Source organism: Polyangium jinanense, assembly GCF_028435265.1.
In the GTDB taxonomy this organism is placed as follows: domain Bacteria; phylum Myxococcota_A; class Polyangia; order Polyangiales; family Polyangiaceae; genus Polyangium; species Polyangium jinanense.
Genome location: NZ_JAGTJK010000053.1, coordinates 28184 through 51229 on the forward strand (window position 1 = coordinate 28184; position 23046 = coordinate 51229).

Sequence of the window (23046 nt, forward strand, 5' to 3'; positions counted from 1 at the left end):
GTGCTAGGTGTCGCGAGTCCATGGATCGCCTGGTCATTCGCGGCGCTCGCCAGCACAACCTCAAGGACGTCAGCCTCTCCCTCCCGCGGGACCGCCTGGTCGTCATCACCGGCCCGAGCGGCTCGGGGAAGTCGTCGCTCGCGTTCGACACGATCTACGCCGAGGGACAGCGACGTTACGTAGAGTCCCTCTCGGCGTACGCGCGGCAGTTCCTCGAACAGCTCGCCAAGCCGGATGTGGAGTCGATCGAGGGGCTCTCGCCCGCGATCGCGATCGAGCAACGGGCGCTCGCGAAGAGCCCGCGCTCCACGGTCGGGACCGTCACGGAAATCTCGGACTACCTGCGCCTGCTCTTCGCTCGCGTCGGCACGCCGCACTGCCCGAGCTGTGGCGCGCGCATCGAGGCGCAGACGGTGCAGCAGATCGTCGACCGCATCCTCGGCCTCGGCGAAGGCGCGCGCGTCACCGTGCTCGCCCCGATCGCCCGCGCCCGCCGCGGCGAGCTGAAGCTGGAGCTCGATCGCCTCCGCCGCGAAGGTTTTGTTCGCGCGCGGATCGATGGAGAGGTCGTGGATCTCGGCGACGAGATCGTCCTCGATCGGACGAAGGCGCACGACCTCGACGTGGTGATCGACCGCATCGTGGTGAAGGAGGGCGTGAAGGGCCGGGTTACGGATTCGGTCGAGCTCGCGCTGAAGCTCGGCGAAGGGCGGCTGCTCGCGGATCCTTCGACCGAGCGCTCGCGCGCGGAGCCGATCTGGATGAGCGAGCGCTTCGCCTGCATCGCCTGCGGCATCTCGCTGCCGCCGATCGAGCCGCGGATGTTCTCGTTCAACGGCCCGCACGGCGCGTGTCCGGCGTGTGACGGCATCGGGTTCCGCACGCGGATCGATCCGGAGCGCGTCGTGCCCGATCCGAAGCGCACGCTGCGCGAGGGGGCGATCGTCGCGTGGGGGCGGCGCGGCTCGCTCGCGCTCTCGACGGAGACCGAGCGTGCGGTGAGCGCGCTCGGCGTGAACCCCGACGTGCCGTTCCGCGATCTGCCGGAGGTCGATCGGAAAGCGCTGCTCTTCGGCGCGGAAGCGACCGCAGCGAAGGGGCGGAAGAAGGCGAAGGAAGGCTACGAGGGGATCGTGCCGCGGCTCGAGCGGCAGCTCGAACAAGGCGACGGCGTGATCTCGGGCGAGGACGACGACGATCTCGACGACGACGTCGCGGGCTCCGAGGACATCGGCCGGTACGCCGTCACGCGCGTGTGCGACGTCTGCAAGGGCAAGCGCCTGCGGGCCGAGGCGCTCGCCGTGAAGATCGCGGACAAGAACATCGCCGACATCGGCACGATGGCCCTCCGCACGGTGCGCTCGTTCCTCGAGACGATCGCGCACAAGGACGGTCCGCTCCAGCCGCGCGAACGGGCGATCGCGGAGCCTCTCCTCCGCGCGGTGATCGCGCGGCTCGGCTTCCTCATCGACGTGGGCATCGACTACCTCACGCTCGATCGATCGGCGCAGACGCTCTCCGGCGGCGAGGGACAGCGCATCCGGCTGGCCACACAGATCGGCGCGGCGCTCGTGGGCGTGCTGTACGTGCTCGACGAGCCGAGCGTGGGCCTGCACGCGCGGGACAACGCGCGCCTGCTCGAAGCGCTGCGCAGGCTCGTGGATCTCGGCAACAGCGTGGTCGTGGTCGAGCACGACCGGGACGCGATCCTCGCGGCCGATCACGTGGTCGACATGGGGCCCGGGGCTGGCGTGCACGGCGGCAAGATCGTGGCCGAGGGCACGCCCGCGGAGATCGCGAAGAACCCGCACTCGGTCACCGGGCCCTGGCTCTCGGGCGACAAACACCTGCCGATCCCGACGAAGCGTCGCAAGGGCGACGGGCGCGTGATCAAACTCGTCGGCGCGCGCGCGCACAACCTCACCGGCGTCAACGTGGAGATCCCGGTCGGCGTGCTCTGCGCGGTCACGGGCGTCTCGGGCTCGGGCAAGTCGAGCCTCATCGTGGACACGCTCCTGCCCGCGGCGCGCGCCGCGCTCTACCGCACGAGCGCGCCGATCGGCGAGTGCGACGGCATCGAAGGCCTCTCGCACATCGACAAGGTCATCTCCATCGATCAGGCGCCCATCGGGCGAACGCCGCGCTCGAACCCGGCCACGTACACCGGCGTCTTCAGCTTGCTGCGCGAGATCTACGCTGGTTTGCCGGAGTCACGCGCGCGTGGCTACAAGGCCGGGCGCTTCTCGTTCAACGTGAAGGGCGGGCGCTGTGAGGCGTGTCAAGGCGATGGCGTCCTCCGCGTCGAGATGCACTTCCTGCCGGACGTGTTCGTCACGTGCGAGACGTGCGGCGGCAAGCGGTACAACCGCGAGACGCTGGAGGTGCTCTACCGCGGCATGTCGATCGCCGACGCGCTCGAGCTCACGGTGGATCAGGCGATCGAGCAGTTCGAGGCGATCCCGCGTGTGCGCGAGCGGCTCCTCGCCCTCGCGCGCGTCGGGCTCGGCTACATCCGGCTCGGACAACCCGCGACGACCATCTCCGGCGGCGAGGCGCAACGCGTCAAGCTCGCGCGTGAGCTCGCGCGCAAGGCCACGGGCCGCACGCTGTACGTCCTCGACGAACCCACGACGGGCCTGCATTTCTCGGACATCGAGGTGCTCATCGGCGCGCTGTCGAGCTTGCGCGACGCGGGCAACACGGTCGTGGTGATCGAGCACAACCTGGACGTCGTCGCGTGTAGCGACTGGGTCATCGACATGGGCCCAGAGGGAGGCGAGCGCGGCGGATTCGTCGTGGCGTGCGGGCCGCCGGAGCACGTGGCCGGCGTCCCGGAATCGCATACCGGGCGCTACCTGCGCGAGGTCCTCGAATCGGGGCGCAAGCGGCCGGGGAAGCGCTCGAAGTAAAGACAGCAGCGACGGACCTGGGGAGCGCCCCGCCCGCGCGGGGCGCGTAGGGGGTTGGGCCCGGCCCAACCCCCTCCACAAAAGGATCAGCCGTAGTCCTTCTCGGCGCGCTCCTGATCCTCTTTGCAGCGGATGCAGAGGCTCGTCTCGGGGCGGGCTTCGAGGCGCTTTTGCGCGATCTCTTCCTCGCATTCCTCGCACTGACCGAACGTTCCGTCCTCGATCTTGATGAGGGCCTTCTCGATCTTGTCGAGGAACGACTTCTCGCGGCCGCGGAGCCGGAACGTGAAGGATTGCAGATACTCGCTCGACGCAAGATCCATCTCGTCGGGGAGATCGCTCGCGTCGAGGGCCATGTCCTCACTCAGCGTCTGCTTTGCTTTCTTGACGATCTCGTCCCGCTTCGCCTCGAGCAAAGCCTTGAACTTCTTGAGCTGGGCCTTGTTCATTGTGCAATTCCCTCGACGTGTCGCCCTTCGGGTGCCCCCCGCCTCATGCAATCCGGGCACCTCGACGAAGTACGGCTAGAGACGGATGAATACCGTCCATTTCCGGCCCTCCCGTGAAGGAGGGCGCGGAAGGCTAGGCGACGGATTCCCTGACGTCAACCACGGTCGAGACCGGTCGAGATGCGTGTTTGACGACGTCCTCTCGACGTGGGACAAAACCTTCCACCTTGCTGGAATTCGACATCAACCGAAATACGAGCCAACCCCGTGATGCCGCCACCGTCGTCGTCATTCGCGACGGGGCCCAGGGACTCGAGGTCTTCTGTGTGCGGCGCCACGCGAAGTCCGCGTTCATGGGCGGGGCGCTCGTCTTTCCCGGCGGAAAGGTCGATCCGTCGGATCTCGATCCAGCCTGGGAAACCGCGGCGAGCGCCGCGGACGCGCGGGTCCTCTCGATGGCCACCGAGCAGACGAGCGCCCTCGGGCTCTGCGTCGCGGCGTGCCGGGAGACGCTCGAAGAGGGGCGGATCCTTCCGGTCACACCCGCGGCCCTGGGGCCGGAGCTCGACGCGATGGCGGCCGAGCTCGTGGCCGGGACGCGGCTCTTCGACGCGCTCGTCCGGCGCGGAAGGCGTCTTTTGGTCGACACGCTCGTGCCGTTCGCGCGGTGGGTGACGCCCGAGGCAGAGTCCCGTCGGTTTGATGCTCGTTTTTTCCTGCTCCCTTTGCCCGAGGGACAGGAGGGACGGCACGACGATCACGAGACCACGATGAGCCTCTGGGCGCGGCCTTCGGATGTCCTCGACGCCGCGGCGGAAGGGCGTTTCTTTCTCGCGCCGCCCACGTCGCGCACCCTGGAATTGCTCGCGGGCGAGCGAGACGTGCACGGTGCGCTTGCCCTCGCCAGTCGCCAGTCGCTCCTGCCGATCTGCCCGGTGTTCGTCCCGGGCGAGGGCGACGCTCCGCCTTTCATCGCTTTGCCCGGTGATCCTGCACACTCTGTGAGGGAGCGACGGGTCGCCGGGCCCAGCCGCTACGTCCTGCGTGATGGCCGTTTTGCTGCCGAGGACGCGCCCGAGTTCGGCAAAGGATTCGCTTCTCCCGATGTGCCGGGGGTCGAGACGAGCCTCGACGAGCGGGACGTTGCGACTTCGGTGGACGATGGGGGTTCGGGGACTTAGCTCCCTTTTGTCGGAGCTAACGCCCCCGAGAGAGTGGACTGGGCCGAGGAGGCCGGAAGTCATGGAAGCCAAAGAAAACACGACGCCGACCACGACCACGACGACGACGAACCAGCCGGAGCTGTTCACCGCGAGCGACGTGGCGCGGTTTTGCCAGGTGGATCTGAAGACCATCCACAACTGGGCGGACAAGGGGGAGATCCGGCACTTCCGGACGCCGGGTAGGCACCTGCGCTTCCGGAGGCTCGACGTCCTCGATTTCCTGCGGAAGTACGGCTACCCGATCCCGGAGGTGCTCCGCCTCGGCAAACCGAAGGTCGTGGCCGTCGACGACGATCCGGTTGTCCTTGCCTCGCTCCGCAAGGCGCTGAGCAAGCGCTTCGAGCTGACCACGTTCCAGGATCCGTTCGACGCGCTCGTGGCCGTCGGCAGCATCCAGCCCGACGCCATGGTCTTCGACGTCCGGATGCCCGGGCTCGACGGCGTGAAGTGTCTCGAACGGCTGCGGTCGATCGACACGACCTCCCACATCCGCTGCATCGTCTACTCGGACGCCGAGGAGATGAAGAAGAACGCGACGGAGGCCGGGGCCTACGACTTCATCAAGAAGGGCGAGGCCGCGGAGCTGCGCGACTCGCTGGAGCGGCTGATGGGCCTCGAACGGGAGTGAGGCGGGCGGATCATTTACCTTCGCGGTAGGCGCGGATCGCGTTCGCCACGGCATCGGCGAGCTTCTGCCGATAGTCGGCCGTGGCGAGGCGGGCCTCGTCGTCCGGGTTCGAGATGAACGACGTCTCGAACAGGACGGCGGGCATGTCCGCGCCGACGAGCACGAAGAAGCCCGCGGTCTTCGTGCCCTGATCCTTCGTGTCCGGCCAGCGCACGCCGAGCGACGCGAGCGCGGAGCGCTGGACCAGATCGGCGACGTGGCGCGACCGGGCCATGAGGTCGCCGACGTCGAGGTTCGACGCGATGAGCGCCATCTCCTCGTCGATGGAGCGCGCGTCGCCCTCGCCTCCGTTCTTGCGCGGACGGGAGGCGTTTTCCCGGGCCGCCACGCGCATCGCGAGGCCCTCGGGATCCCGCACGCGATCGAGCGAGAACGTCATGGGCCCGCGCGCCTGGCCGTTCTCGGACGCGTTGCAGTGGACGGAGACGAAGAGGTCCGCGTGGAACGCATTGGCCCGCGCGGTGCGGAGGTCGAGGGCGACGTACGTGTCGTCGTCGCGCGTGAGCAAGGTCTCGATGCCGAGTTCGCGCGAGACGATGGTCGCGGCGCGGTGCGCGATGTCCAGCGTGACGTCCTTCTCCTTGAGGCCCGTGGGTCCGACGGCGCCGGTGTCGTTGCCGCCGTGGCCGGGATCGAGGACGACACGACGCACCTCGCGTTTGCCCGAGGCGTCCTGTTCGTCCTTCCGAACCGGCGGGCGCGTGCTCACGTCGATGACGATGCGGAACGGGTCGGGTAGGTAGAAGACGCGGCGATAGAGGGAGGCGGCGAGGTCGAGGACGACGCGGGTGCCGCCGCCCTCCTGGGCGCCGAGGCGGACGCGACGCACGACGCCGCCGACCTCGGTTTCGCGCGGGACGCCCTTGGCGCTCGCGCGGGCGATGTCCACGAAGACACGCGCGTCCTTGCCCGCGGCGGCGTCGGCGCCGAGGGTGCCGACCTGAAAGGTGGTCGGGCCGCTCAGGTGAATGACCACGCGGCCGCCCTTCTCGGAGCCGAAGGGTTCGAGCGAGACGAGCTTCACCGGCTCCTTGGCCGCGGCCGCGTCACGCGGGGTCACGACGACCTGCCCCTCGGACGCAGCCTGGGTCGAGGTGGACGATGGAGGGGCGGACTCCGGGGAGACGGCGCCCGAGGGCGGCGGGGAGGCGGCGAAGGCCGACGGGGACGGTGCGCCGCGCGAGGCGGCCTCCGAGGCGAGGTCACCTTCCCGTTCGAGGGCGCGGAGCGCATCGGCGCGGGGGCGATACGCGGACGACATCGCGAGGGTGCGTTCGAGCGCGGCGTGGCAAGGCGTGCGCGGGGCAAGGACGGCCTGGCGGCGCGAGGCGAGGTAGGTCTCGCGGTAGGAGACGGCGGCGTCGCGGGCGAGGTCGCCGGCAAGCAGGGCGCGGCGGCGATCGGCCTCGCAGCCCTGGAGGGTGCCAGCGACGGCGCTCGCGGCGGCGGCGTAGAGCTCGAGGGCCTCGCGGGCGTCGGCTTCGGCCTGGTCGAGGCGGAAGGAGCGGGCGCGGAGGTCGGCGGCGAGCATGGCGAGGGCGGCGCCACGTTCGGTGCGGCCAGCGCGGGAGGAGGCGATGGCGACGGCGTCGGCGAGGGCCACGACCTCGGCGCGGGGCGGAAGCGCGGCGGCGGGGTCGAGGAGGGCCTGGGCGCGCTGTTCGTCGCTCGGGGGCGGCGCGGGTGTGCCCGACGTACCCGAGCCGCAGCTGAGGAGGGGCGCTCCGCACGCAAAAAGAATCGCCGCGGCGCGGAGGGCGGAGATACCATGGGAGCGCTGCACCGCGGTACGCCGGTGGACCGCGAACGACGGGGCAGCGCCCGCGGCGACCCCACGCGTCGCGGGGCCCGAGCACATCTTCCGGAGGATCCCCGTGTCCGACTCCACGCCCACCTCGATCCCTATCTACGCCGACCGGCTCTCCGGCGAGAACTTTGCCGACGCGACTGCGATGGTCAACGCGTATCTCCGCCGCTACGTCGCGAAATACCTCCCGGCGAGCGAAGCGGGTCACGAGGGGCACGTGCTCGACGACGGCGGATATGCCCACGTGCAACGCGGGGTGGTCACGATCGGGATCAACGTGCTCGAACGGCAGGGCGTTCTGATGATTTTCGCGCCCATCATGGCGGTGCCGACGCGGGGGCGGGAGGGCTTCTACCGGAAGCTCCTGGAGCTCTCGTTCGTGCGCACGAGCGACGCGGCGTTCGCGATCGACGCGGCGCGCGACGACGTGGTGGTGCGGTGCCTGCGGCGCCTGTCCGCGCTCGACTACGAGGAGTTCGAGGACATCGTGACGACCGTGGGGGACGTGGCGGACGAATGGCAGAACAAGCTCGTCGCCGAGTTCGGGGGGAACGAAAAGCCGGCCTCCGCGTTCGGCGACTGACGCCATCGGCCCAGCCTTCACGATCGACGCCGCTGCGTTGCCGCTCGCACGCGACGGGTGATACGTTCTCGTCTGGTCATGACTGTCCAAGAACCCCAAGCGAAGCCGCGAGTCCCCACGCCGGACGAGCTGGATCGGCTCGCGCTGCAGTACAAGCCGTCCTGGGAGCAAGACGATCCGAAGGCGGCGCCCGCGCCCGAGATCGCGGCGAGTCCGGTCGTGGCCCCGCCGCCGGCGCCGGCGCGCGCCGAGGCGCCCGCTCCGCCCGCGGAGAATGGTGCGGCGAAGACGAACGGGGCGGCCGCGGCCCACGTGAACGGCGCCGCGAAGGTCGACGCGCCGAAGGTCGATGAAGCAAAGGCCGAGGCGCCGAAGGCCGAGGCGCCGAAGGTCGACGAAGCCAAGGCCGAGGCGCCGAAGGTCGACGCGCCGAAGATCGACGATGCCAAGGCCGAGGCGCCGAAGGTCGACGCGCCGAAGATCGACGATGCCAAGGCCGAGGCGCCGAAGGTCGACGCGCCGAAGGTCGACGATGCCAAGGCCGAGGCGCCGATGGTCGACGCGCCGAAGGTCGATGAAGCGAAGGTCGACGCGCCGAAAGCCGACGAAGCCAAAGCAGAAGAGCCGAAGGCGGACGAGACAAACGCCGACGAAGCGAAGGTCGACGAAGCGCAGCCCGACGCGGAGAAGGCCGAAGCTGCACCCGCGCCCGCGCCCGCGCCGCCTCCCGTGGACGAAGCGAGCCTCTCGCGCATGGACGCCGCGATGGCCGACGAGCCGCCCGAGATCCCCGTGAGCGGCCCGCCGAAGGGGATTTTCGTGAAGGTCGCAGTCGCGCTCGTGGGCCTCGCCGGGCTCGCGTTCGCCGCGAAGGGCATCCTCGGCGGCTCGGACAAACCCACGCCGCCGCCCGTCACGACGAGTGCAACCGAGGCGCCGAAGCCCGCGCCGAGCCCCACGCAAAACGCAGCGCCGGTCCCTTCGCCGACGATGGAAGCGCGTCCCGTCGAGACCGTCGTCACGCCTCCCACGCCGGAGCCCCCTCCCCCGACGCCGACGGCCACCGCAACGACGGCCCCCACCAGCGAGCCCGCCGCCGCCGCGACAACACCGAAGGTCGAACCGCCGAAGGTCGAACCTCCGAAGGTCGAACCGCCGAAGGTCGAGCCGCCGAAGCCCGTCGAAACGGCTGCAGCCACCACGAAAAAACCCGCTGCATCTGCACCGACGACCGCAAAAACTGCGGCCCCCAAACCTCCCGCTACGACAGCCCCGAAGCCCGGTGGCGGCATCATCCGCGAGACGCCGTTCTGAGCGCTCGCTAATCGCTTGCCCGTGCCCTCCTCGGGGTGCGAAGAATGCCGCAACGAAGACCGCATCGCCGGCCGCCGCGATGCACCGAGGGTTCGATGAAGACACGCGCTTGCGCCACCGCCTTGTTCCTTTCGCTCACGGTCCCTGCCCTCCTCGGCGAGGCCGGGATCGCTCCCGACCTCATGGAAGCACGCGCGTTCGCGCAGGCCGACGCCGTCACCGAGGTCGCTCGTCAACGCTACGAGGACGGCGTGAAGGCGTTCGACGCCGGTCGCTTCGAGGACGCGCGCTCCGCGTTCCTGCAAGCCTACGCGCTGAAGCGTCACCCCGCCGTGCTGCTCAACCTCGGCCAGAGCGAGCTGCGCTCGAACCACCCCGAGGACGCAGGCATGCACCTGCAGCAGTTCCTCCGCGACATGCCCTCGGCCTCGCCCGATCAGAAAGCCGTCGCCGAAAAGGGCATCGCCGAGGCGAAGAAGAAGACCGGCCACATCGTGGTGATCGTCGACGCGAACGGCGCCGACGTGTCCGTCGATGGAACGAGCTACGGCAGGTCGCCGCTGCTCAACGTGATCTTCGTCAAGCCAGGCGCGCACACAGTCACCGCGACGTACGGCGGCAAGACGACGACCACGAAGGTCGACGCGAAGCAAGGCTCGGCCACCGCGGCAAACCTCGTGCTCGGCGTCGGCGGCGCTGCGACTCCGCCGCCTCCGCCGCCTCCGCCGCCGCCCCCGCCGCCGCCTCCGGCCGCGGCGCCCCCGCCCGCGACGACGACCACGACGACGACGCCCGCCGCGAACCCGTACGGGTCGCAGGCGAGCACGGGCACGCCGCCCGCAGGCGCGACGACCGCGAGCTCGGGTCTTCCGCCGATCGACGCGGGCGGGCCCACGCCCCAGGAGCCCGACACGACGACGGGCACGCGTGAGCCGTTCCTGAAGTGGTACACGCACAAGCCCCTCGCGTGGGTCGGCTCGGGCGTCGCGGTGATCGGCCTCGGTCTCGGCATCGGCTTCTCGATCGGCGCGAGCGTCGCGAGCGGGAAGGCCGATCAGCACGCCGCCGAGATCCGCACGTACGCCTCGACCGATCCGAGCACGAACTTCGGCAAGAACCCGCCCTGCGGATCGACCGAGGAGGCCGGCAGCGATCTACCGGGCTACGACCAGGCCTGCGGCGTGCTGCGCAAGGATCTCTCCGACTACGACACGAACGTCGCCGTGGCCACGACGGGCTGGGTGCTCTTCGGCGTCGGCGCGATCGGCACGGGCGTCTACGCGCTGCTCGACTGGTACCTGCCGAAGAAGAGCTCGACCACGGGTTCGAACGACGGCCCGCGTGTCCTCGCCGTCACGCCGAGCGTGTCGTCGACCTATCAAGGGCTCGGCGTCGTCGGCACGTTCTGAGACAACCTCGCCGTCGCTCCCGCGGCGCGCAGGAGGTCCCGCATCGTCGATCGCGGGACCGCCGCGCGCCGCGCCGCTTCACTCGTATTGCCACCCGCTTCCTCGAACAACCGTCGCGCATCGTCGGGACAAAGCTTGACGCGCCGTCCGCCGCGCTCCGCGAGCACCGACGTGACGTGCTCTGCCTGAATCACGCCCGGCGCACGTACGGCCGCCTGCACGATCACGTTCCGAAGCTCGCGCACGTTGCCCGGCCACTTCTCCGCACGCAGCGCCGCAAGCGCGCCAGGCGAGAGCTCACGCGGGCCGATCTCCGAGGTCGCGAAGAGGTGCATGCAAAGCGCCGCAATGTCCTCCGTGCGCTCGCGCAGCGGCGGCACGCGTACGAGACAAACCGCGAGCCGCTCGTACAGATCCGCCCGAAACCGCCGCACCGCGACCATCTGTTCGAGCGGCTCGCACGTCGCCACCACGAGCCGCACATCGACATGCGTAGTCGTCTCCGCTCCGAGCGGTCGCACGATCCCCTCCTCCACGACGCGCAAAAGCTTTGCTTGCACATCGAGCGGGAGCGCCGCGATCTCGTCGAGGAAGAGCGTGCCCTGGTGCGCCTCCCGAAATGCGCCACGTCGATCACGCAGCGCGCCCGTGAACGCGCCGCGCTGATGGCCGAAGAGCTCCGACTCCGCAAGCTCACGCGAGATGGTCGCAGCATTCAGCGCAACGAACGGTTTTCCCTTGCGCGGACTCTCCTCGTGCAGCGCACGCGCCACCAGGTCCTTGCCCGTCCCCGACTCGCCGCGGATCATCACAGGCAGTCTGAGCGGCGCAAGCCTGCGCACCGCGCCGCCGAGCCTTCGCATCGGCGCACTCCGCCCCACGAGGAGCGAAAGCGGCGCGCCCTGGTGCGTCTCCCCCGCGAGCGCACTTCCGTCGACGCGCACCACGGCATGTCCAAGCTCGACCATGCTCCCCATCGACAAAAAGGCCCGCGCGACGCGCGTGCCCGCCACGCGCATGCCGTTGCGTGATCCAAGATCGAGCACCTCGATCACGCTGCCGCGATGCACGAGCGCCGCGTGGCGCGCGCTCACCGTCCGATCGACGAGCTGCACGTTCACCCCCTCGCCCGAGCCGAGGACGATCTCCTCGCCGGGCCCGAGCCGCCAAACGCGCTCATTCCCGCCGTCATCCACGCGGATCCACACAGCGCCAAGCGCCGCCTCGCCTCCGCCAATCTCCACCGTCGTGTCCCGCGAACGTTCGTTCTTCACGAACGCTCCATCGACGCGCAGTCGTCAGCAGTTGCGAGAAAAGTTTCGAAGCGTAGCGCCGCGCCGGGGTTTCACCCCGGACCCCGACCAGGGGTTGTCCACCCCTGGACCCGGACCAGCGCAAGCGCTGGACCCGGGGTCGCTGAACTGCGCGATGCGCAGTTCAGCGAACAGGCCGAGGCAAGAGCAGCGACGCCCTTGCCAGTCAAGACCGCAGCGCAGGTGCAGCGCCACCGTCTCGGCTGGCAACGCCGCTCGTGGTCTTGCCCCGGGCCCGTCGGATAAACCGCGCATCGCGCGGTTTATCCGCCCTCGGTCCAGGCCGTGCCTGGTCCGGGGTGCAGGGGGCGGACAGCCCCCTGCTGGGGGTGCGGGGCAAAGCCCCGCGCTCTCAGAACGCCGCGGCGACCGTGGACGGAGCGCGCACCTTTCCGCCGCGGAGCGGGTCGAACGTGACGCGCAGGCCCACCTGGAAAAACCCGTACACGCTTGGCGACGTCCCCGGATCCGGGCGCAGACGGTACGAGCCGACCGTCCCCTCCAGGAACGGCCCGAAGCCGAAGACCGGGTGCGGGTAGAACGTGCCGCCGAGGGTGATCCGCGCGAAATCGATGCCCTGCGAGCGGCCGATCCCGAACGCCGGGGCGGCGCCGGTCTCGGGCGCTTCCACGAGCGAGGTGCGGAAACCTACACCGTAGCTCGCCCAGGGATCGAAGGCGATGCCTTGCGCGAGGTGGTAGACGAGGCGCATTCCCACGCCGAGCGTGCTCCCTGAGCACGTTGTGCAGGTCTCGCCGCCGCTGAGCAGGCCGTAGTTCCCTTCCAGCTCGAAGGATACGTGCCGGCTCAGACCGAAGCCGAGCCCGGCGGAGACGCCGGGCCCGCCGGAGACGAGGTCGGCGGCGGTCACGCCCGAGGCGATGCTGCCGAGGGGCACGACGTAGCCGCCCCCCACGGACAGGAGGAAGGCTCCTTTGCGCCAGTCGGGCGCGTAGGCCCTTGGGGTTCCGGCGCCTGGCTCCGGCGGCTCCTCGACCTCGGCGGCGTCGTCCTGGGCCGGATCGGGCGTCTGCGCGAGGGCGGGCAAGGGGGCCACGACGAGCGCGGCGGCGACGAACGCGCGAAGGGAGCGGGGGAGCGTCACGGCAGGGCTCTAGAACGACCACGGCCCGCGCGCAAAGCGCAAAGCGCACGGCCCTTGGGAACCTTGTTCGACCGCCGCGTATGAGCGCGCCCACGACGGAGGGGTCATGGGGGGTGGACTGCGCGGCAGACCTTACGAGGAACTAGCCGAGGACCAGGGAGCGGCCGCTATAATCGCGTGTCGCATGTCCAAGACCCAGCCGCGCCACACCCTTCGCCTCGTGGCCGCGGGCATGACCGACGTAGGCCGCCAGCGCAGGCACAACGAAGACAACGTGCTCGTGGCGCAGAGCCTCGACCTCTTCGTGGTGGCCGACGGCATGGGCGGACATTCCACGGGACACGTCGCCAGCGCCCTCACGGCGACATCGATGCAGAACTTCTTCGAGGCCACGGCGCAAGGGGAACTCCCCTTGCCCACGCCGAACGACGAAGTCGATCTGCCGCGCCCTGCCGAACGCCTCGCGCAGGCCGTGCGCAAGGCCAACCGCGACGTCTACGAGATCTCGTCGACGCACAAAGAGCACCGCGGCATGGGCTCGACGATCGTCGCGATCCACTACGACGGCGACGAGAGCTTGCACATCGCGCACGTCGGCGACAGCCGTTGCTACCGCATCCGCGGCGGCGGGATCGAACAGCTCACGCGTGATCACTCGCTCATCAACGACGCGCTCGCGCTCAAGCCCGACCTCACCGAAGACGAGCTCGCGCGTTTGCCGAAGAACGTGATCACCCGCGCGCTCGGCATGAAGGACGCGGTGAAGGTCGACGTGCAGACCGTTAAGATCGAGCCGGGCGACACCTTCCTGCTCTGCTCGGATGGTCTGAGTGGTATGATCTCCAACGAACAGATTCTCGAGGTCTTCGACCTGACGGGGGATCTGTCGGAGGCGTGCGAGCTCCTCATCGCGATGGCGAACGAGGCTGGCGGCGTCGACAACATCTCGGCGCTGCTCGTTCGTGCGGACGACGCGCCGCCGGCCTCGGAGGCGCATATCTCCGCGATGGAGGTCGACGCGCCCGAGCTTGCCGTGGAAGAGGTCGCCGCGTCGATCCCGTTCTCGCAGCGGTACCGCGACATCCAGGACACGGAGCGCGTGCGCTCGTATCGCCCGCCCCCTGGCGATCCCATCGAAGAGATGGTCGTCGGGGCCGAGCTCGACGGGCTGCGCGAGGTGATGACCCCGGACGACCTCGCGATGCTCGCGGCCGGCGGTGACATCGAGATGGATGGCCCGCGCTCGATCGACGAGATCCGCGTGGCGCGTTGCATGCGCTGCGATCACGAGCTCTACGTCGGCAACGCCTTCTGCACCGAGTGCGGCATGAAGATCGAAAGCGACTGATGCCGGGGAGCGGCCCTTCGAGCCCACGCACACGTGTCCTGCCGATCGCGGAGCGCCTCGACGCCGACACGCGTTATGCCGGGCGCGGCGTCACCATCGCGTTCCTCGACTCGGGCTTTTACGCGCATCCCGATCTTACGACGCCGTACAATCGCATCGCCGCCTACCACGACCTCTTCGCGCCGCATGCGGGGCTCGAGGCGCTCGAGCGATCGGACGTCTCGTCGTGGCACGGCATGATGACGAGCGTCGTCGCGGCGGGGAACGGCGCGCTCTCGGCGGGGCAGTTTCGCGGCCTCGCCTGGGAAGCGAACGTCGTGCTCGTGAAGGTCGGCTCTGCGCACCGCATCGTGCACGACGACATCCGCCGTGGCCTCGACTGGGTCCTCGCGAACCGTGAGCGTTATGGCATCCGCGTCCTCAACATCTCGTGCGGCGGTGACTACGAAGAGTCGTTCCTCACCGATCCGCTCTCGCGCGCGGCCGACGAGGCTTCGCGACAAGGCATCGTCGTCGTCGCGGCGGCTGGCAACGCGGGGCACCTCGCCGATCATCAGGTCTTGCCGCCTGCCAGCGCGCCGAGTGTGATCGCCGTGGGTGGGCTCGACGACGGCGGCGCGGGGCTGCAGTCGCAGCACTACCACTCGTCGTACGGCCTCACCATCGACGGCCTGCAGAAGCCCGAGATCATCGCGCCTGCGATCTGGGTCGCCGCGCCGATCCTCCCGGGCACGTCCACCGCGACCGAGGCGCGCTTGCTCGAGCGGCTCGACGATGCCCCGGACGACAAACTCTTCGATCTGCTCGCCGCGCACGCCGGCTCCAACGCCGATCTCGACGCGATCGCGGGCCGCCGCGAGCCGTACCTCGTGCGCCAGATCGTCGCGGCGAAGCTGCGCGATCGCAAGGTCCTCTCGGGCCACTACAAGCACGTCGACGGAACGAGCTTCGCGGCGCCGATCGTGGCGAGCGTGGTCGCGCAGATGCTCGAAGCGAACCCCGCGCTGCGCCCGCATCAGGTGCGGCGCATCCTCATGACGACGGCGCGCGGCACGCCGGGGATCGCGCTCGAACGGCAGGGCTGGGGTGTGGTGCAGCCGCGCGCCGCGGTGGAAGCCGCGCGCGGCGTGAGCGTGGGCTAGTTCTTACTGACCGAAGAGACCGCCGAACGGGTTCGGCGCGCCGCCGGTCATGCGCCACGAGTTCGCTGTCTGCTGCACGATCGGCAGACGCACCATCGGGTGCGGGTGCGTGCGCTCGAAGTTGAAGACGATCGTCGCCGGCGTGAGCTGATCGAGGTTCGCGAAGAAGTTCAGGGTCAGCACCGCGCCGCCCTCGGTGAGCCGATAGCCGCCGTTGCGACGCGCGCCCGCGGAGAGCACGTTGTTCGTCCCGGCCACGTCGGCGGCGATCTCGTTCGGCTGGTTGAATGCGGGCAACGTGCGCGAGAGCAACCTGCCGAGATCGGCGGGGTTCACGCCGCGGCTGCCGCCCTGGTTTGCCGTGCAACCGAGGTGGCCGAGGTGATGGTGCCCGAGCTCGTGCCCGAGCACGAAGCCCACCTGCTCGTCGAAGAGCTGGTGCTGGCGCTGGATCTTGCGCCCGTCGATCTGCTGCATCGGATCCACGAAGCCCACGGGCGGCTTCACCATCGCGCCCTTCTGCGCGAGCAGCCGGAGGTACTCGTCGAGCTTGCGCGTGCCGAACACCTCGTCGTTCGCCTTGTACTGCGCGATGTACGCCTCGATCTCGAGCAGGCCGTCGGTGATCGCCATGAGCGGCAGGCCCTGATCGTCACACGCGGCGAATGCGTTCACCTCGCCGGGCGTGGGATCGGCGACGAACGGGATGTCGCGCACGATGGACTGCTTGTTCGCGGGTAGCGCGGCGATGAGCTCGCCCATCACGACGCCGGCCTGACTGCGCAGGAAGTTGATGTCGACGTTGTTGATCGGATCGTTCAGCGGCGTGGTCGGCAGCCCGCCCGTCGTCGGCGTCCCGGTCGTCGGCGTCCCGGTCGTGGGGAACGGCCAGGGAAAACCGGGGAATGGGCTCGTGGGCTGGGGCGCGGGCTGCTGCGGGGTCGTCTGCTGCGGCTGCTGCGGATAGCCTTGCTGCGGGTAGCCCTGCTGCGGATAACCTTGCTGCGGATAGCCCTGCTGCGGGTACCCCTGCTGCGGGTAGCCTTGCTGCGGATACCCTTGCTGCGGCGGGGGCTGCGTCTGGGCGTAGGTCGGCCGGGACTCGCGCTGGCAACCTGCGACGAGCGCCGAGGACAGGGCGATCGCCGAGGCGCAGAGCGTCAGGAACGGGAGAGGGCCGCGGGGTCGCGACACGAACGAAGGCATACGGACGAGCATAATCCATGGACGGACATCGAGCCAAACGAGCCAAAGGAGGCACGTTTGCAACCGATCGAAGGGCTCCCCGGGGGTCCGATCGCGGAGGCTACCCCCGCGATTCCTGGTCGGCTGACAGATACGCGACAGAAACCCGGAGGGCTGACAGAAACCCCGGCGACGGACACGACGGCCCCACCGGCGAGCAGGCTACCGCGGCCGTCCGGGCGGCTCTCGACGCGCCGCTTGCGGTCGGTGACTCCGAGGGGGGCCGTGTCCGGTCTGGCTCACCGCGACGGGCGACGCGTGGACGAGGGGACGGGCGGATCGCTGCGATCGGTGGGTGGCGGAGCCGAGACGGGCCCGGACGCCTGCCCCCGGAGATCGGTCCCGACGACAGCGGCGGATCGTCGGCCTTGATCTCGATGTCGCGCAAGTCGTGGTTGTCGTTCAGGCAATGCCAGTCATCGGCGCCTCCGTAGAAGCATCGGAGCACGGCACGGATAAGCCGATGCAAGGGCCCTTGTGCAATTGTGCGGCCCGCAATCGTCCGTGCCCGATTCCGCAGTTCGTCATGATTGGGGACATCACCTGGCGCAACCTTCTCACGTTGCAAGAGGCTTGCTCGGCACCGCTCGACCCCCACCACGAGGCAGCGCGAAAGCGCCTCGTTCACTCCGTTACGATGCACGTGACGAAGAAGTGGCCGTCCGCGTCCTTCAGGCATTCCGGCAGCCCTGGCGCGGCCACGCAGAGCACATCGTTCAGACATCCGCACATCGCGTCCGGCGACTGGCAGGCCGCAGGGAGCGGCTTGCACCGGTAAGAGGAATTGAGCCTCTCGCAATACTCGGTTCCGTTCTCGCAGAGGACCGGACCACATGCGAAGGGCTCCGCGGGCGCCTGACAGGCGTCCTGCAAGCCCACGTCGACGCCCGACCGGTACGCCTCACACGCGTTGATGTAGACTTGGCCGTTGCAGCCGCACGTGATCGCCATCGACTCACCGGCGCAATCCTTGGGCTTCGGCGTGCAGGTTCCGAGCACGCCGCCGCCCGGACAGGTGCCCTCCGGGGCATCGCAATACACGCCGTTGCCGCACCACGTCGCGAACGTGCCGTCGCAGGACTTCGGGCCCCCGGCTCCCCCTTGCCCGCCCGAGGAGGACGACGACGCGCTGCCGCCGCCCGCCCCCTCGCCGGCGGCGCCCCCCTCGCCGCCCCCCTCGCCGCCGCCCCCGCTGGAGGCCCCGGTCGAGGTGGATGAGGGGGAAGCTCCTGAGCTCTCGGTGCAGGCCGGAGCGGCGCAGGTGAGGAGGATGAAGAAGAGGCCTACGGTGCATGTGGTGATGCGCATTTCTGATGAATATCAACCGCTGGGGTGATGTCTACACCGCCTTGCTTTACAGTCGGTATGGAATGCCCACTTCTTGCCGGCCCCGCTCTCGGCGACGAACGCCCCCTCGACCCCGCGGCGCAGGGCCGCGACGAGCTCCCGGACGATGCCGCCGACGTGGGCACGACGTCCAGGACCACGGCGCTCACCTCCACCCGCACGGCGCAGTGCCGTCGGCTCAGTCGAGGAACACGTTCCAACAGAGTGCGTTTCGCAGTTTTTGATCGTCAAGAACGAGGTCTCGTATTTCGCCAGGCAGTTGTTCCCACTGCCATTGGCGTTCGGCTCGCGCAGCCGCGTCCCCTTGGCCCGATGGTGCGGCTTCCCTGGCAGCCCTGATGGCGTACGCCGCAGCCCCTAACTCATGGGCGGCGACATGCGCCACGGCCACCGCCTGACCCGCCGACAGGGCGGCCAACCGGGCGGCGGGGGGCGCCTCGCGGCCTGCGGCGTTGGAAGCGAACGCCGCGTTGTGACACTCTTTCATTGTGGCCTCGCCTCGGGTCCACGCTCGCACCAGTGCAATCGCTCTCCGCGGCCGGTCATCGTCTGGCCTGTATTCATCGAAAAACCCCATGACGTGCTGCGCGCAATCTGCGGCCCAGATTGCCAACGCGTGATGGGTGCCTTCATCCAGGAGCCCTCCGCGGCGGATGGTGATGAACCGTGGGTCACGTTTTTTGGGAAGAATCATGGTGCTCCTACTTACACTGTCCATGGATATACTCGAGCGCGGTCACGGCGGCGAGACCTCGGGGGAGATTTCGACGCTCGCCGCGCCCCCGCCACTGTTCGCGCGACCCTTCGGACCCGAGCCCTCGCAATGGTCTCTTCTTGAGGCCGCCGCGCCGGGGCGCTGCCCCGGGCCCCGCGGGGGCTGTTCGCCCCTCGACCCGAACCAGGGCAAGCCCTGGACCGTTCGTGGAAGAACTGCGCGATGCGCAGTTCTTCCAACAGGCCGGTGGCAAGACCAGGAAGGTGCGTTGCACGCTGGCGAAATCGTTACGAACCCCGACCGCTGGCCACGATGCGCCCGCGTCCGGGATGAAGAGCACCCGCAAGCGGCGCGGGGCGTAGGGTGCGCACTTGCAGTGAGCTCCCCTTCCCTCGATTCGCGAACTTCACGTTCAGCCGCTTCCTGCACTGCCCATTGCGGTGGTGGAATGTCGCGCTCACAGCGGATGCGATTCTCCGGGCGCCATTTGCCAGCGTCAGTGTATACGCATTTTGACAGCACGAGCAATTTCGACGAGCTCGACCATTCGTGCCTCCCACGCGCGCTCCACAACCGTGTCTCCCTGTTGCAGCGCTGTTTTCGATGGTCTACGACTTGGCCACGGCCGCTGCGTCGGCGGCCGTTTTACCTTGGGAGGACGAATGCGTGTCGGCAAACTGGGTGTTCTGCTGGTCATTGGTGTGCTTGGGTCGGCCGGCTGCCTGGACGGGAGCGCGACGGGTGAGGATCTCGGTGCAGGCGGGAGCGACGGCACGGGTGATAAAGGCCCCGACACGATAGGCGAGAGCGGCGACGGCAATGGCCAGTTGCTATCGACGAACGTCGTGTTCGAGCTCGAGCCGCGCGATCTCACCGTCTCGGTGGACGACGCGGGCTCGACCCACAACGCCGGACCCATCACGACCTTCGCGTGGTCCTTCGGTGACGGCACGACGGCGACGGGGGTCACGCCGCCACCACATCGCTACGCCGCGGCTGGGACGCACACGATAACGTTGACCGTCACGACAGCGAGCGGAGCTTCCGCGTCCGCGAGTCGGACCGTCACGGTCGCCCAGCGAAACCCTGGTGACTATGCGCCGGGTGACGCGACGACCGGCGTGCCCGACGTGGTCGCCGACCGGTTGCATCTGCTCGACCTCGAGAAGCCCAACAAGTCGAGCGTAAACACGCCGAGCGCCGCCGAAGAGACCGTGGTCATCACCAAGAGCGGCGATACCTACAAGCTGACCTGGAATGGAAATCCCGTCACGCTGCCCGCCGCGCACGCCTACAACGAAAACGGACAATTCGTCCTCGATCGGCTCCACGTGAGGGGCTACGTGAACGTGCGCGCGCCGAACGTCACGATTCGTCGTTCGGTGGTCGAAGCCGTCAGCATCCCGGAGGCGCCCGATAGCGCGGCGCCCTCCGGCGTGGACGTCGGCCGCCGGATCGTCAGGGGCAACGACAGCGCGACGACGGGTCTGATCCTCGAGGACATCGAAATCCGCGTGCCGGAAGCCGTGCGCCGCGGCGCGAACATCAATGCGGCGTTCCATCACGGCATGGCGCTCGAAGCGTCCCGTCTGCACATGCTCCGCTCGGAGATCGACGGCTCCGTCGACGGAATGCAGATCCACGCGGGCAGTGCCAACCACACGAGCGTCGTCATCGAGCGCTCGTGGATCCACGACATGCAGTACTACCTGCTGGACAGTGACCGTGCCGATGGGGATCCGACCCACTCCGACGCCATCCAGGTCGAGTGCAGCCTGCCGGCGGCGGGAAAACAATTCGGGGTCGAGCTCCTCGGCAACACCCTCGATCTCACCAATGATCCGAACCTCACCGCGGCGATCATGGTCACGCGTAATGCGTGCGCGACGTCCGGGCTGCGTATCGAGAACAACTTCCTCGACGGCTCCGCCATGCCGATCAACATCGGCGGCGGGACCTCCACCCAGCACATCACCCTGTACGTCAATGGCAATCGCTTCGGCCCGAACCGCGCCGCCGGCACAGCTCCGAACAAGACGTGGAAGACGACCACGACCGCGGCGGTCGTCGCCGCCAAGTCGAACACGGACAGCTCCGCGGCCTACGAGAACTACGATACGACGCGCCCCCAGAGCTACGTCTATCTCTCGTACGATCCGCCCACCACGCTCGGCGCCACCCCGCCTACGGGCGAGCAGAATCGTAACGTCATGGTCGAGCACGCACGCGGCACGCAGACATGGGGCACGAGCTCGCTCGGCACGGCGAAGTTCGGGCTGTACTGACGCAGCGCTCCCTGCGTCGACGACGCACAAATCGTCACCGGCAAAGCGCATTCTTCAAGGACGGTCCCACGCCGTTCCTCGCGTAATGCTCCGTTCGCGGAAAAGGATGCCTCCCGCGAAACGCCTCATTCCCCGCGCCTCCCCTCTCCATTGCCTTGCCCATATCCCACCTCCAGCTACACTGGTCCCAAGAGTCCTCGCCGAGGCGTCGCCCCAAGGCGCGCACGGTCGGGGGCGGAACCGCGAAACGGCGGACGGTGCCGGCGCCGAGGGTGAAGGTGTGCGCTCATCGGACGGCACCGTCCGCCGTGAAGCAGGGAATGGGGGAGGTCCATCATGATCAAGCGATGGAATGTTGTCGGGATCATCTTCGGCAGCTTGGCGGCAATGGTCATCGGTTGCGACGCTGACGATCCGGCCGGCGAGGGAGCGCTCGGCAGCACGAGCGATGAGGTAGGCGAGGCCTGGGGGACGCCCATTGCAAGCGACCCGTTCACGCCCAGGACGGGGTGCCGGGGATTCCATTGCGCCTCCGAGCTTCCGCCGGGGCGCTGCAGCTACGGCAGGGACTGCGCGGTCTCGTGCGTGTTTCCCGCCGGCGGCTGCGAGCCGGGGAATGACGCGTCGTGCCTGGGATATTGCCTGGCGGACGCCCAATGCATCCCCGACCCGACCTGCGGGGGCGGGCAGCGCTGCCTCGAATGTGGGGGGTCGACGTACGGCGCGGGGTGCATCGAGGTCTGCGCGCCGATCGCGCCTCCGCCTCCGCCGCCGCCGCCACTGCCGCCGCAGCAGGGGCCTGTGCAGCAGCCTCCGCAGCAGGGGCCTGTGCAGCAGCCTCCGCAGCAGGGGCCTGTGCAGCAGGAGCCTCTGCCGCCTCCGCCGCCGCCTCCGCCGAAGGACGATTGTCCCCTCGACACCCTGCCGCCGCCGCCCCCGCCGCCGGCGCAGCTCCCCTACTGAGCCATTCAATGAAAAAGGGCGCGGGAGACCGTCCCGCGCCCTTTTCACTCCTTCTCGCCGTTCCCGCGAATCAGTGTGCGTGGTCCGTGCAGGCCTCGTGCTCGAGCTCGCCTTGCGCCTCGACCGCGTCGATCGGCAGCGGCACGAAGAACTCCGGATCGTTCGGGTCACGCGAGAATGCCTCGTCCACGCCCTCGATCTCGCCGTTTTGATCGTCGTACATGATCGCCGAGCCGCACGTCGCGCCCTTCGCGAAGCCGCCCGCGGGCGACTTCTTCATGCGCGCCTCCGTCTGCGGGCCCCACACGCCGTCGACCGAGATCGTATCGCCCGGGTTGTTGCGGTTCCACAGCCGCTGGAACGCCTTCACGTCGAGGCCCTTGTAGCTCACCGCGCCCGAGCCCGCGTAATCGAAATGCACCGCGTCGCTCGACCCGAGCCACTTGAAGCCCTTGTTCGTCAGAATCGTCTTCCACGTGCTGTACTGGCTCACGTCGAGCGCGAGGCCCGTCTCGTGATTGCTGTTGCCAGGCTTCGCCGCGAGGCTGATGCTGCACCGGCCATTCTGGTACCAGTTGTAAAGCATGTATTGCTGCGCCACGGTCCGGAGCGCCGAGTTGATCGTCATCGACTTGCCGGGGTTATCCTTCAGCGCCGCCACGAGCCTGTCGGCCGCGGGCTTCTCCAGGTACGCAAAGACCGCGCTGCCGAACGTCACGTTCGAGGTCTTCGTGATCGGCACGTACGCGTCGGGATTCAAGCACCGCGCCTCAGCGATGATCTGCAGCGAGAGCGCTTTCACGCTCGACGTCGAGCAGCTCGACGCGGCGGCCTGCGCGACGGTGCTGCCGGCCACGGCCTCGTCCACGGTATCGGTCGGCTCGGGGGATTCGACGCCTTCGGGCTCTCCGGCGAGCTCCTCGGGCGGGGCTTCGGCCATACAGCCCGCAAACACGGGCATGGCGGCGAGGGCAGCGGCGAAGGCGAGAACACGGAATTGGGTCGGGCGAGCGTCCATGCCGGCCTCTACAGCACGCCGCGTGCCGCGCGCGCCCGAGGCCTTTTGTCGTCCAATCGTCTCGAATTGCAGCCCGAATGGGGTGGATCGCCGATGCCCCAGGTGGAAAAAGGATCCACGCGCGGGCCCCTCGTCTCGATGTCGACGCAATCGCGCGAGCATGGGCGGGGTTCGAAAAAAACT

At 68.9% G+C, this 23046-nt stretch carries 18 protein-coding genes; 10 read left to right on the plus strand and 8 right to left on the minus strand.

The genetic code is table 11. The features are described from left to right. Positions 1-20: 20 nt before the first annotated feature. On the plus strand, positions 21-2909 hold the full coding sequence (gene uvrA / locus KEG38_RS45465) for an excinuclease ABC subunit UvrA (protein WP_272427002.1): 2889 nt from the start codon (positions 21-23) through the stop codon (positions 2907-2909). An 86-nt stretch (positions 2910-2995) separates the two neighbouring features. On the opposite strand, the gene KEG38_RS45470 is transcribed toward uvrA, so the two are convergent. Then, positions 2996-3358, minus strand: a complete 363-nt coding sequence (locus tag KEG38_RS45470; protein WP_153817702.1) for a TraR/DksA family transcriptional regulator — start codon at positions 3356-3358, stop codon at positions 2996-2998. Between the two features lie 227 nt (positions 3359-3585). Here KEG38_RS45470 and KEG38_RS45475 point away from each other — a divergent pair, with 227 nt between their 5' ends. Both KEG38_RS45475 and KEG38_RS45480 read left to right on the plus strand, forming a co-directional pair. Next, complete coding sequence (locus KEG38_RS45475; protein WP_272427003.1) at positions 3586-4539, plus strand: NUDIX hydrolase; 954 nt, start codon at positions 3586-3588, stop codon at positions 4537-4539. A 61-nt stretch (positions 4540-4600) separates the two neighbouring features. Further along, on the plus strand, positions 4601-5209 hold the full coding sequence (locus KEG38_RS45480; RefSeq protein WP_272427004.1) for a response regulator: 609 nt from the start codon (positions 4601-4603) through the stop codon (positions 5207-5209). Positions 5210-5219: 10 nt separating this feature from the next. On the opposite strand, the gene KEG38_RS45485 is transcribed toward KEG38_RS45480, so the two are convergent. Further along, the gene (locus KEG38_RS45485) at positions 5220-7157 is read right to left on the minus strand and encodes an N-acetylmuramoyl-L-alanine amidase (RefSeq protein WP_272427005.1); all 1938 of its coding nucleotides are present in this window, start codon (positions 7155-7157) and stop codon (positions 5220-5222) included. On the opposite strand from KEG38_RS45485, the gene KEG38_RS45490 reads away from it, so the two are divergent. From KEG38_RS45490 to KEG38_RS45500, 3 genes are all read left to right on the plus strand, one after another. Next, a complete protein-coding gene (locus KEG38_RS45490; RefSeq protein WP_272427006.1) occupies positions 7144-7659 on the plus strand; it encodes a YbjN domain-containing protein in 516 nt (171 codons plus the stop codon). The genes KEG38_RS45485 and KEG38_RS45490 overlap by 14 nt on opposite strands. A 78-nt stretch (positions 7660-7737) precedes the next feature. Beyond that, positions 7738-8973 (plus strand): hypothetical protein, encoded by a 1236-nt coding sequence (locus KEG38_RS45495; protein WP_272427007.1) that lies wholly within the window; start codon positions 7738-7740, stop codon positions 8971-8973. A 95-nt stretch (positions 8974-9068) separates the two neighbouring features. Further along, positions 9069-10382, plus strand: a complete 1314-nt coding sequence (locus tag KEG38_RS45500; protein ID WP_272427008.1) for a tetratricopeptide repeat protein — start codon at positions 9069-9071, stop codon at positions 10380-10382. Here the strand turns inward: KEG38_RS45500 and KEG38_RS45505 are convergent. Both KEG38_RS45505 and KEG38_RS45510 read right to left on the minus strand, forming a co-directional pair. Beyond that, positions 10352-11656, minus strand: a complete 1305-nt coding sequence (locus KEG38_RS45505) for an FHA and sigma-54 interaction domain-containing protein (protein WP_272427009.1) — start codon at positions 11654-11656, stop codon at positions 10352-10354. The genes KEG38_RS45500 and KEG38_RS45505 overlap by 31 nt on opposite strands. Before the next feature lie 391 nt (positions 11657-12047). Continuing rightward, positions 12048-12800: a hypothetical protein gene (locus KEG38_RS45510; protein ID WP_272427010.1), complete on the minus strand. Its 753-nt coding sequence runs from the start codon at positions 12798-12800 to the stop codon at positions 12048-12050. 184 nt (positions 12801-12984) lie between these two features. On the opposite strand from KEG38_RS45510, the gene KEG38_RS45515 reads away from it, so the two are divergent. Then, a complete protein-coding gene (locus KEG38_RS45515) occupies positions 12985-14148 on the plus strand; it encodes a Stp1/IreP family PP2C-type Ser/Thr phosphatase (protein WP_272427011.1) in 1164 nt (387 codons plus the stop codon). After that, the gene (locus KEG38_RS45520; protein ID WP_272427012.1) at positions 14148-15290 is read left to right on the plus strand and encodes a S8 family serine peptidase; all 1143 of its coding nucleotides are present in this window, start codon (positions 14148-14150) and stop codon (positions 15288-15290) included. The genes KEG38_RS45515 and KEG38_RS45520 overlap by 1 nt, the downstream gene beginning before the upstream one ends. A gap of 3 nt (positions 15291-15293) precedes the next feature. Here the strand turns inward: KEG38_RS45520 and KEG38_RS45525 are convergent, their stop codons facing one another. From KEG38_RS45525 to KEG38_RS45535, 3 genes are all read right to left on the minus strand, one after another. Beyond that, positions 15294-16484 (minus strand): M48 family metalloprotease, encoded by a 1191-nt coding sequence (locus tag KEG38_RS45525; protein ID WP_272427013.1) that lies wholly within the window; start codon positions 16482-16484, stop codon positions 15294-15296. A 675-nt stretch (positions 16485-17159) separates the two neighbouring features. Next, entirely contained in the window at positions 17160-17843 is a 684-nt protein-coding gene (locus KEG38_RS45530; protein ID WP_272427014.1) for a hypothetical protein, read from the minus strand. Between the two features lie 217 nt (positions 17844-18060). Then, on the minus strand, positions 18061-18576 hold the full coding sequence (locus KEG38_RS45535; protein WP_272427015.1) for a putative immunity protein: 516 nt from the start codon (positions 18574-18576) through the stop codon (positions 18061-18063). A 683-nt stretch (positions 18577-19259) separates the two neighbouring features. Between KEG38_RS45535 and KEG38_RS45540 the strand changes: the two genes are divergently transcribed. Together KEG38_RS45540 and KEG38_RS45545 are read left to right on the plus strand one after the other, a co-directional pair. Then, positions 19260-20882 carry a PKD domain-containing protein gene (locus KEG38_RS45540; protein WP_272427016.1) on the plus strand — a complete coding sequence of 541 codons (1623 nt, stop codon included), beginning with the start codon at positions 19260-19262 and terminating at the stop codon, positions 20880-20882. Positions 20883-21218: 336 nt separating this feature from the next. Continuing rightward, the gene (locus KEG38_RS45545; protein ID WP_272427017.1) at positions 21219-21845 is read left to right on the plus strand and encodes a hypothetical protein; all 627 of its coding nucleotides are present in this window, start codon (positions 21219-21221) and stop codon (positions 21843-21845) included. Between the two features lie 70 nt (positions 21846-21915). Here the strand turns inward: KEG38_RS45545 and KEG38_RS45550 are convergent, their stop codons facing one another. Further along, positions 21916-22863, minus strand: a complete 948-nt coding sequence (locus KEG38_RS45550) for a M15 family metallopeptidase (protein ID WP_272427018.1) — start codon at positions 22861-22863, stop codon at positions 21916-21918. Positions 22864-23046 lie beyond the last annotated feature (183 nt).

Excerpts from the sequence above, each read along its gene's own strand:
- uvrA (WP_272427002.1), top strand. The coding sequence starts at position 21 with ATGGATCGCCTGGTCATTCGCGGCGCTCGCCAGCACAACCTCAAGGAC.
- KEG38_RS45470 (WP_153817702.1), bottom strand. The coding sequence starts at position 3,358 with ATGAACAAGGCCCAGCTCAAGAAGTTCAAGGCTTTGCTCGAGGCGAAG.
- KEG38_RS45480 (WP_272427004.1), top strand. The coding sequence starts at position 4,601 with ATGGAAGCCAAAGAAAACACGACGCCGACCACGACCACGACGACGACG.
- KEG38_RS45495 (WP_272427007.1), top strand. The coding sequence starts at position 7,738 with ATGACTGTCCAAGAACCCCAAGCGAAGCCGCGAGTCCCCACGCCGGAC.
- KEG38_RS45500 (WP_272427008.1), top strand. The coding sequence starts at position 9,069 with ATGAAGACACGCGCTTGCGCCACCGCCTTGTTCCTTTCGCTCACGGTC.
- KEG38_RS45515 (WP_272427011.1), top strand. The coding sequence starts at position 12,985 with ATGTCCAAGACCCAGCCGCGCCACACCCTTCGCCTCGTGGCCGCGGGC.
- KEG38_RS45520 (WP_272427012.1), top strand. The coding sequence starts at position 14,148 with ATGCCGGGGAGCGGCCCTTCGAGCCCACGCACACGTGTCCTGCCGATC.
- KEG38_RS45530 (WP_272427014.1), bottom strand. The coding sequence starts at position 17,843 with ATGCGCATCACCACATGCACCGTAGGCCTCTTCTTCATCCTCCTCACC.
- KEG38_RS45535 (WP_272427015.1), bottom strand. The coding sequence starts at position 18,576 with ATGATTCTTCCCAAAAAACGTGACCCACGGTTCATCACCATCCGCCGC.
- KEG38_RS45540 (WP_272427016.1), top strand. The coding sequence starts at position 19,260 with ATGCGTGTCGGCAAACTGGGTGTTCTGCTGGTCATTGGTGTGCTTGGG.
- KEG38_RS45545 (WP_272427017.1), top strand. The coding sequence starts at position 21,219 with ATGATCAAGCGATGGAATGTTGTCGGGATCATCTTCGGCAGCTTGGCG.
- KEG38_RS45550 (WP_272427018.1), bottom strand. The coding sequence starts at position 22,863 with ATGGACGCTCGCCCGACCCAATTCCGTGTTCTCGCCTTCGCCGCTGCC.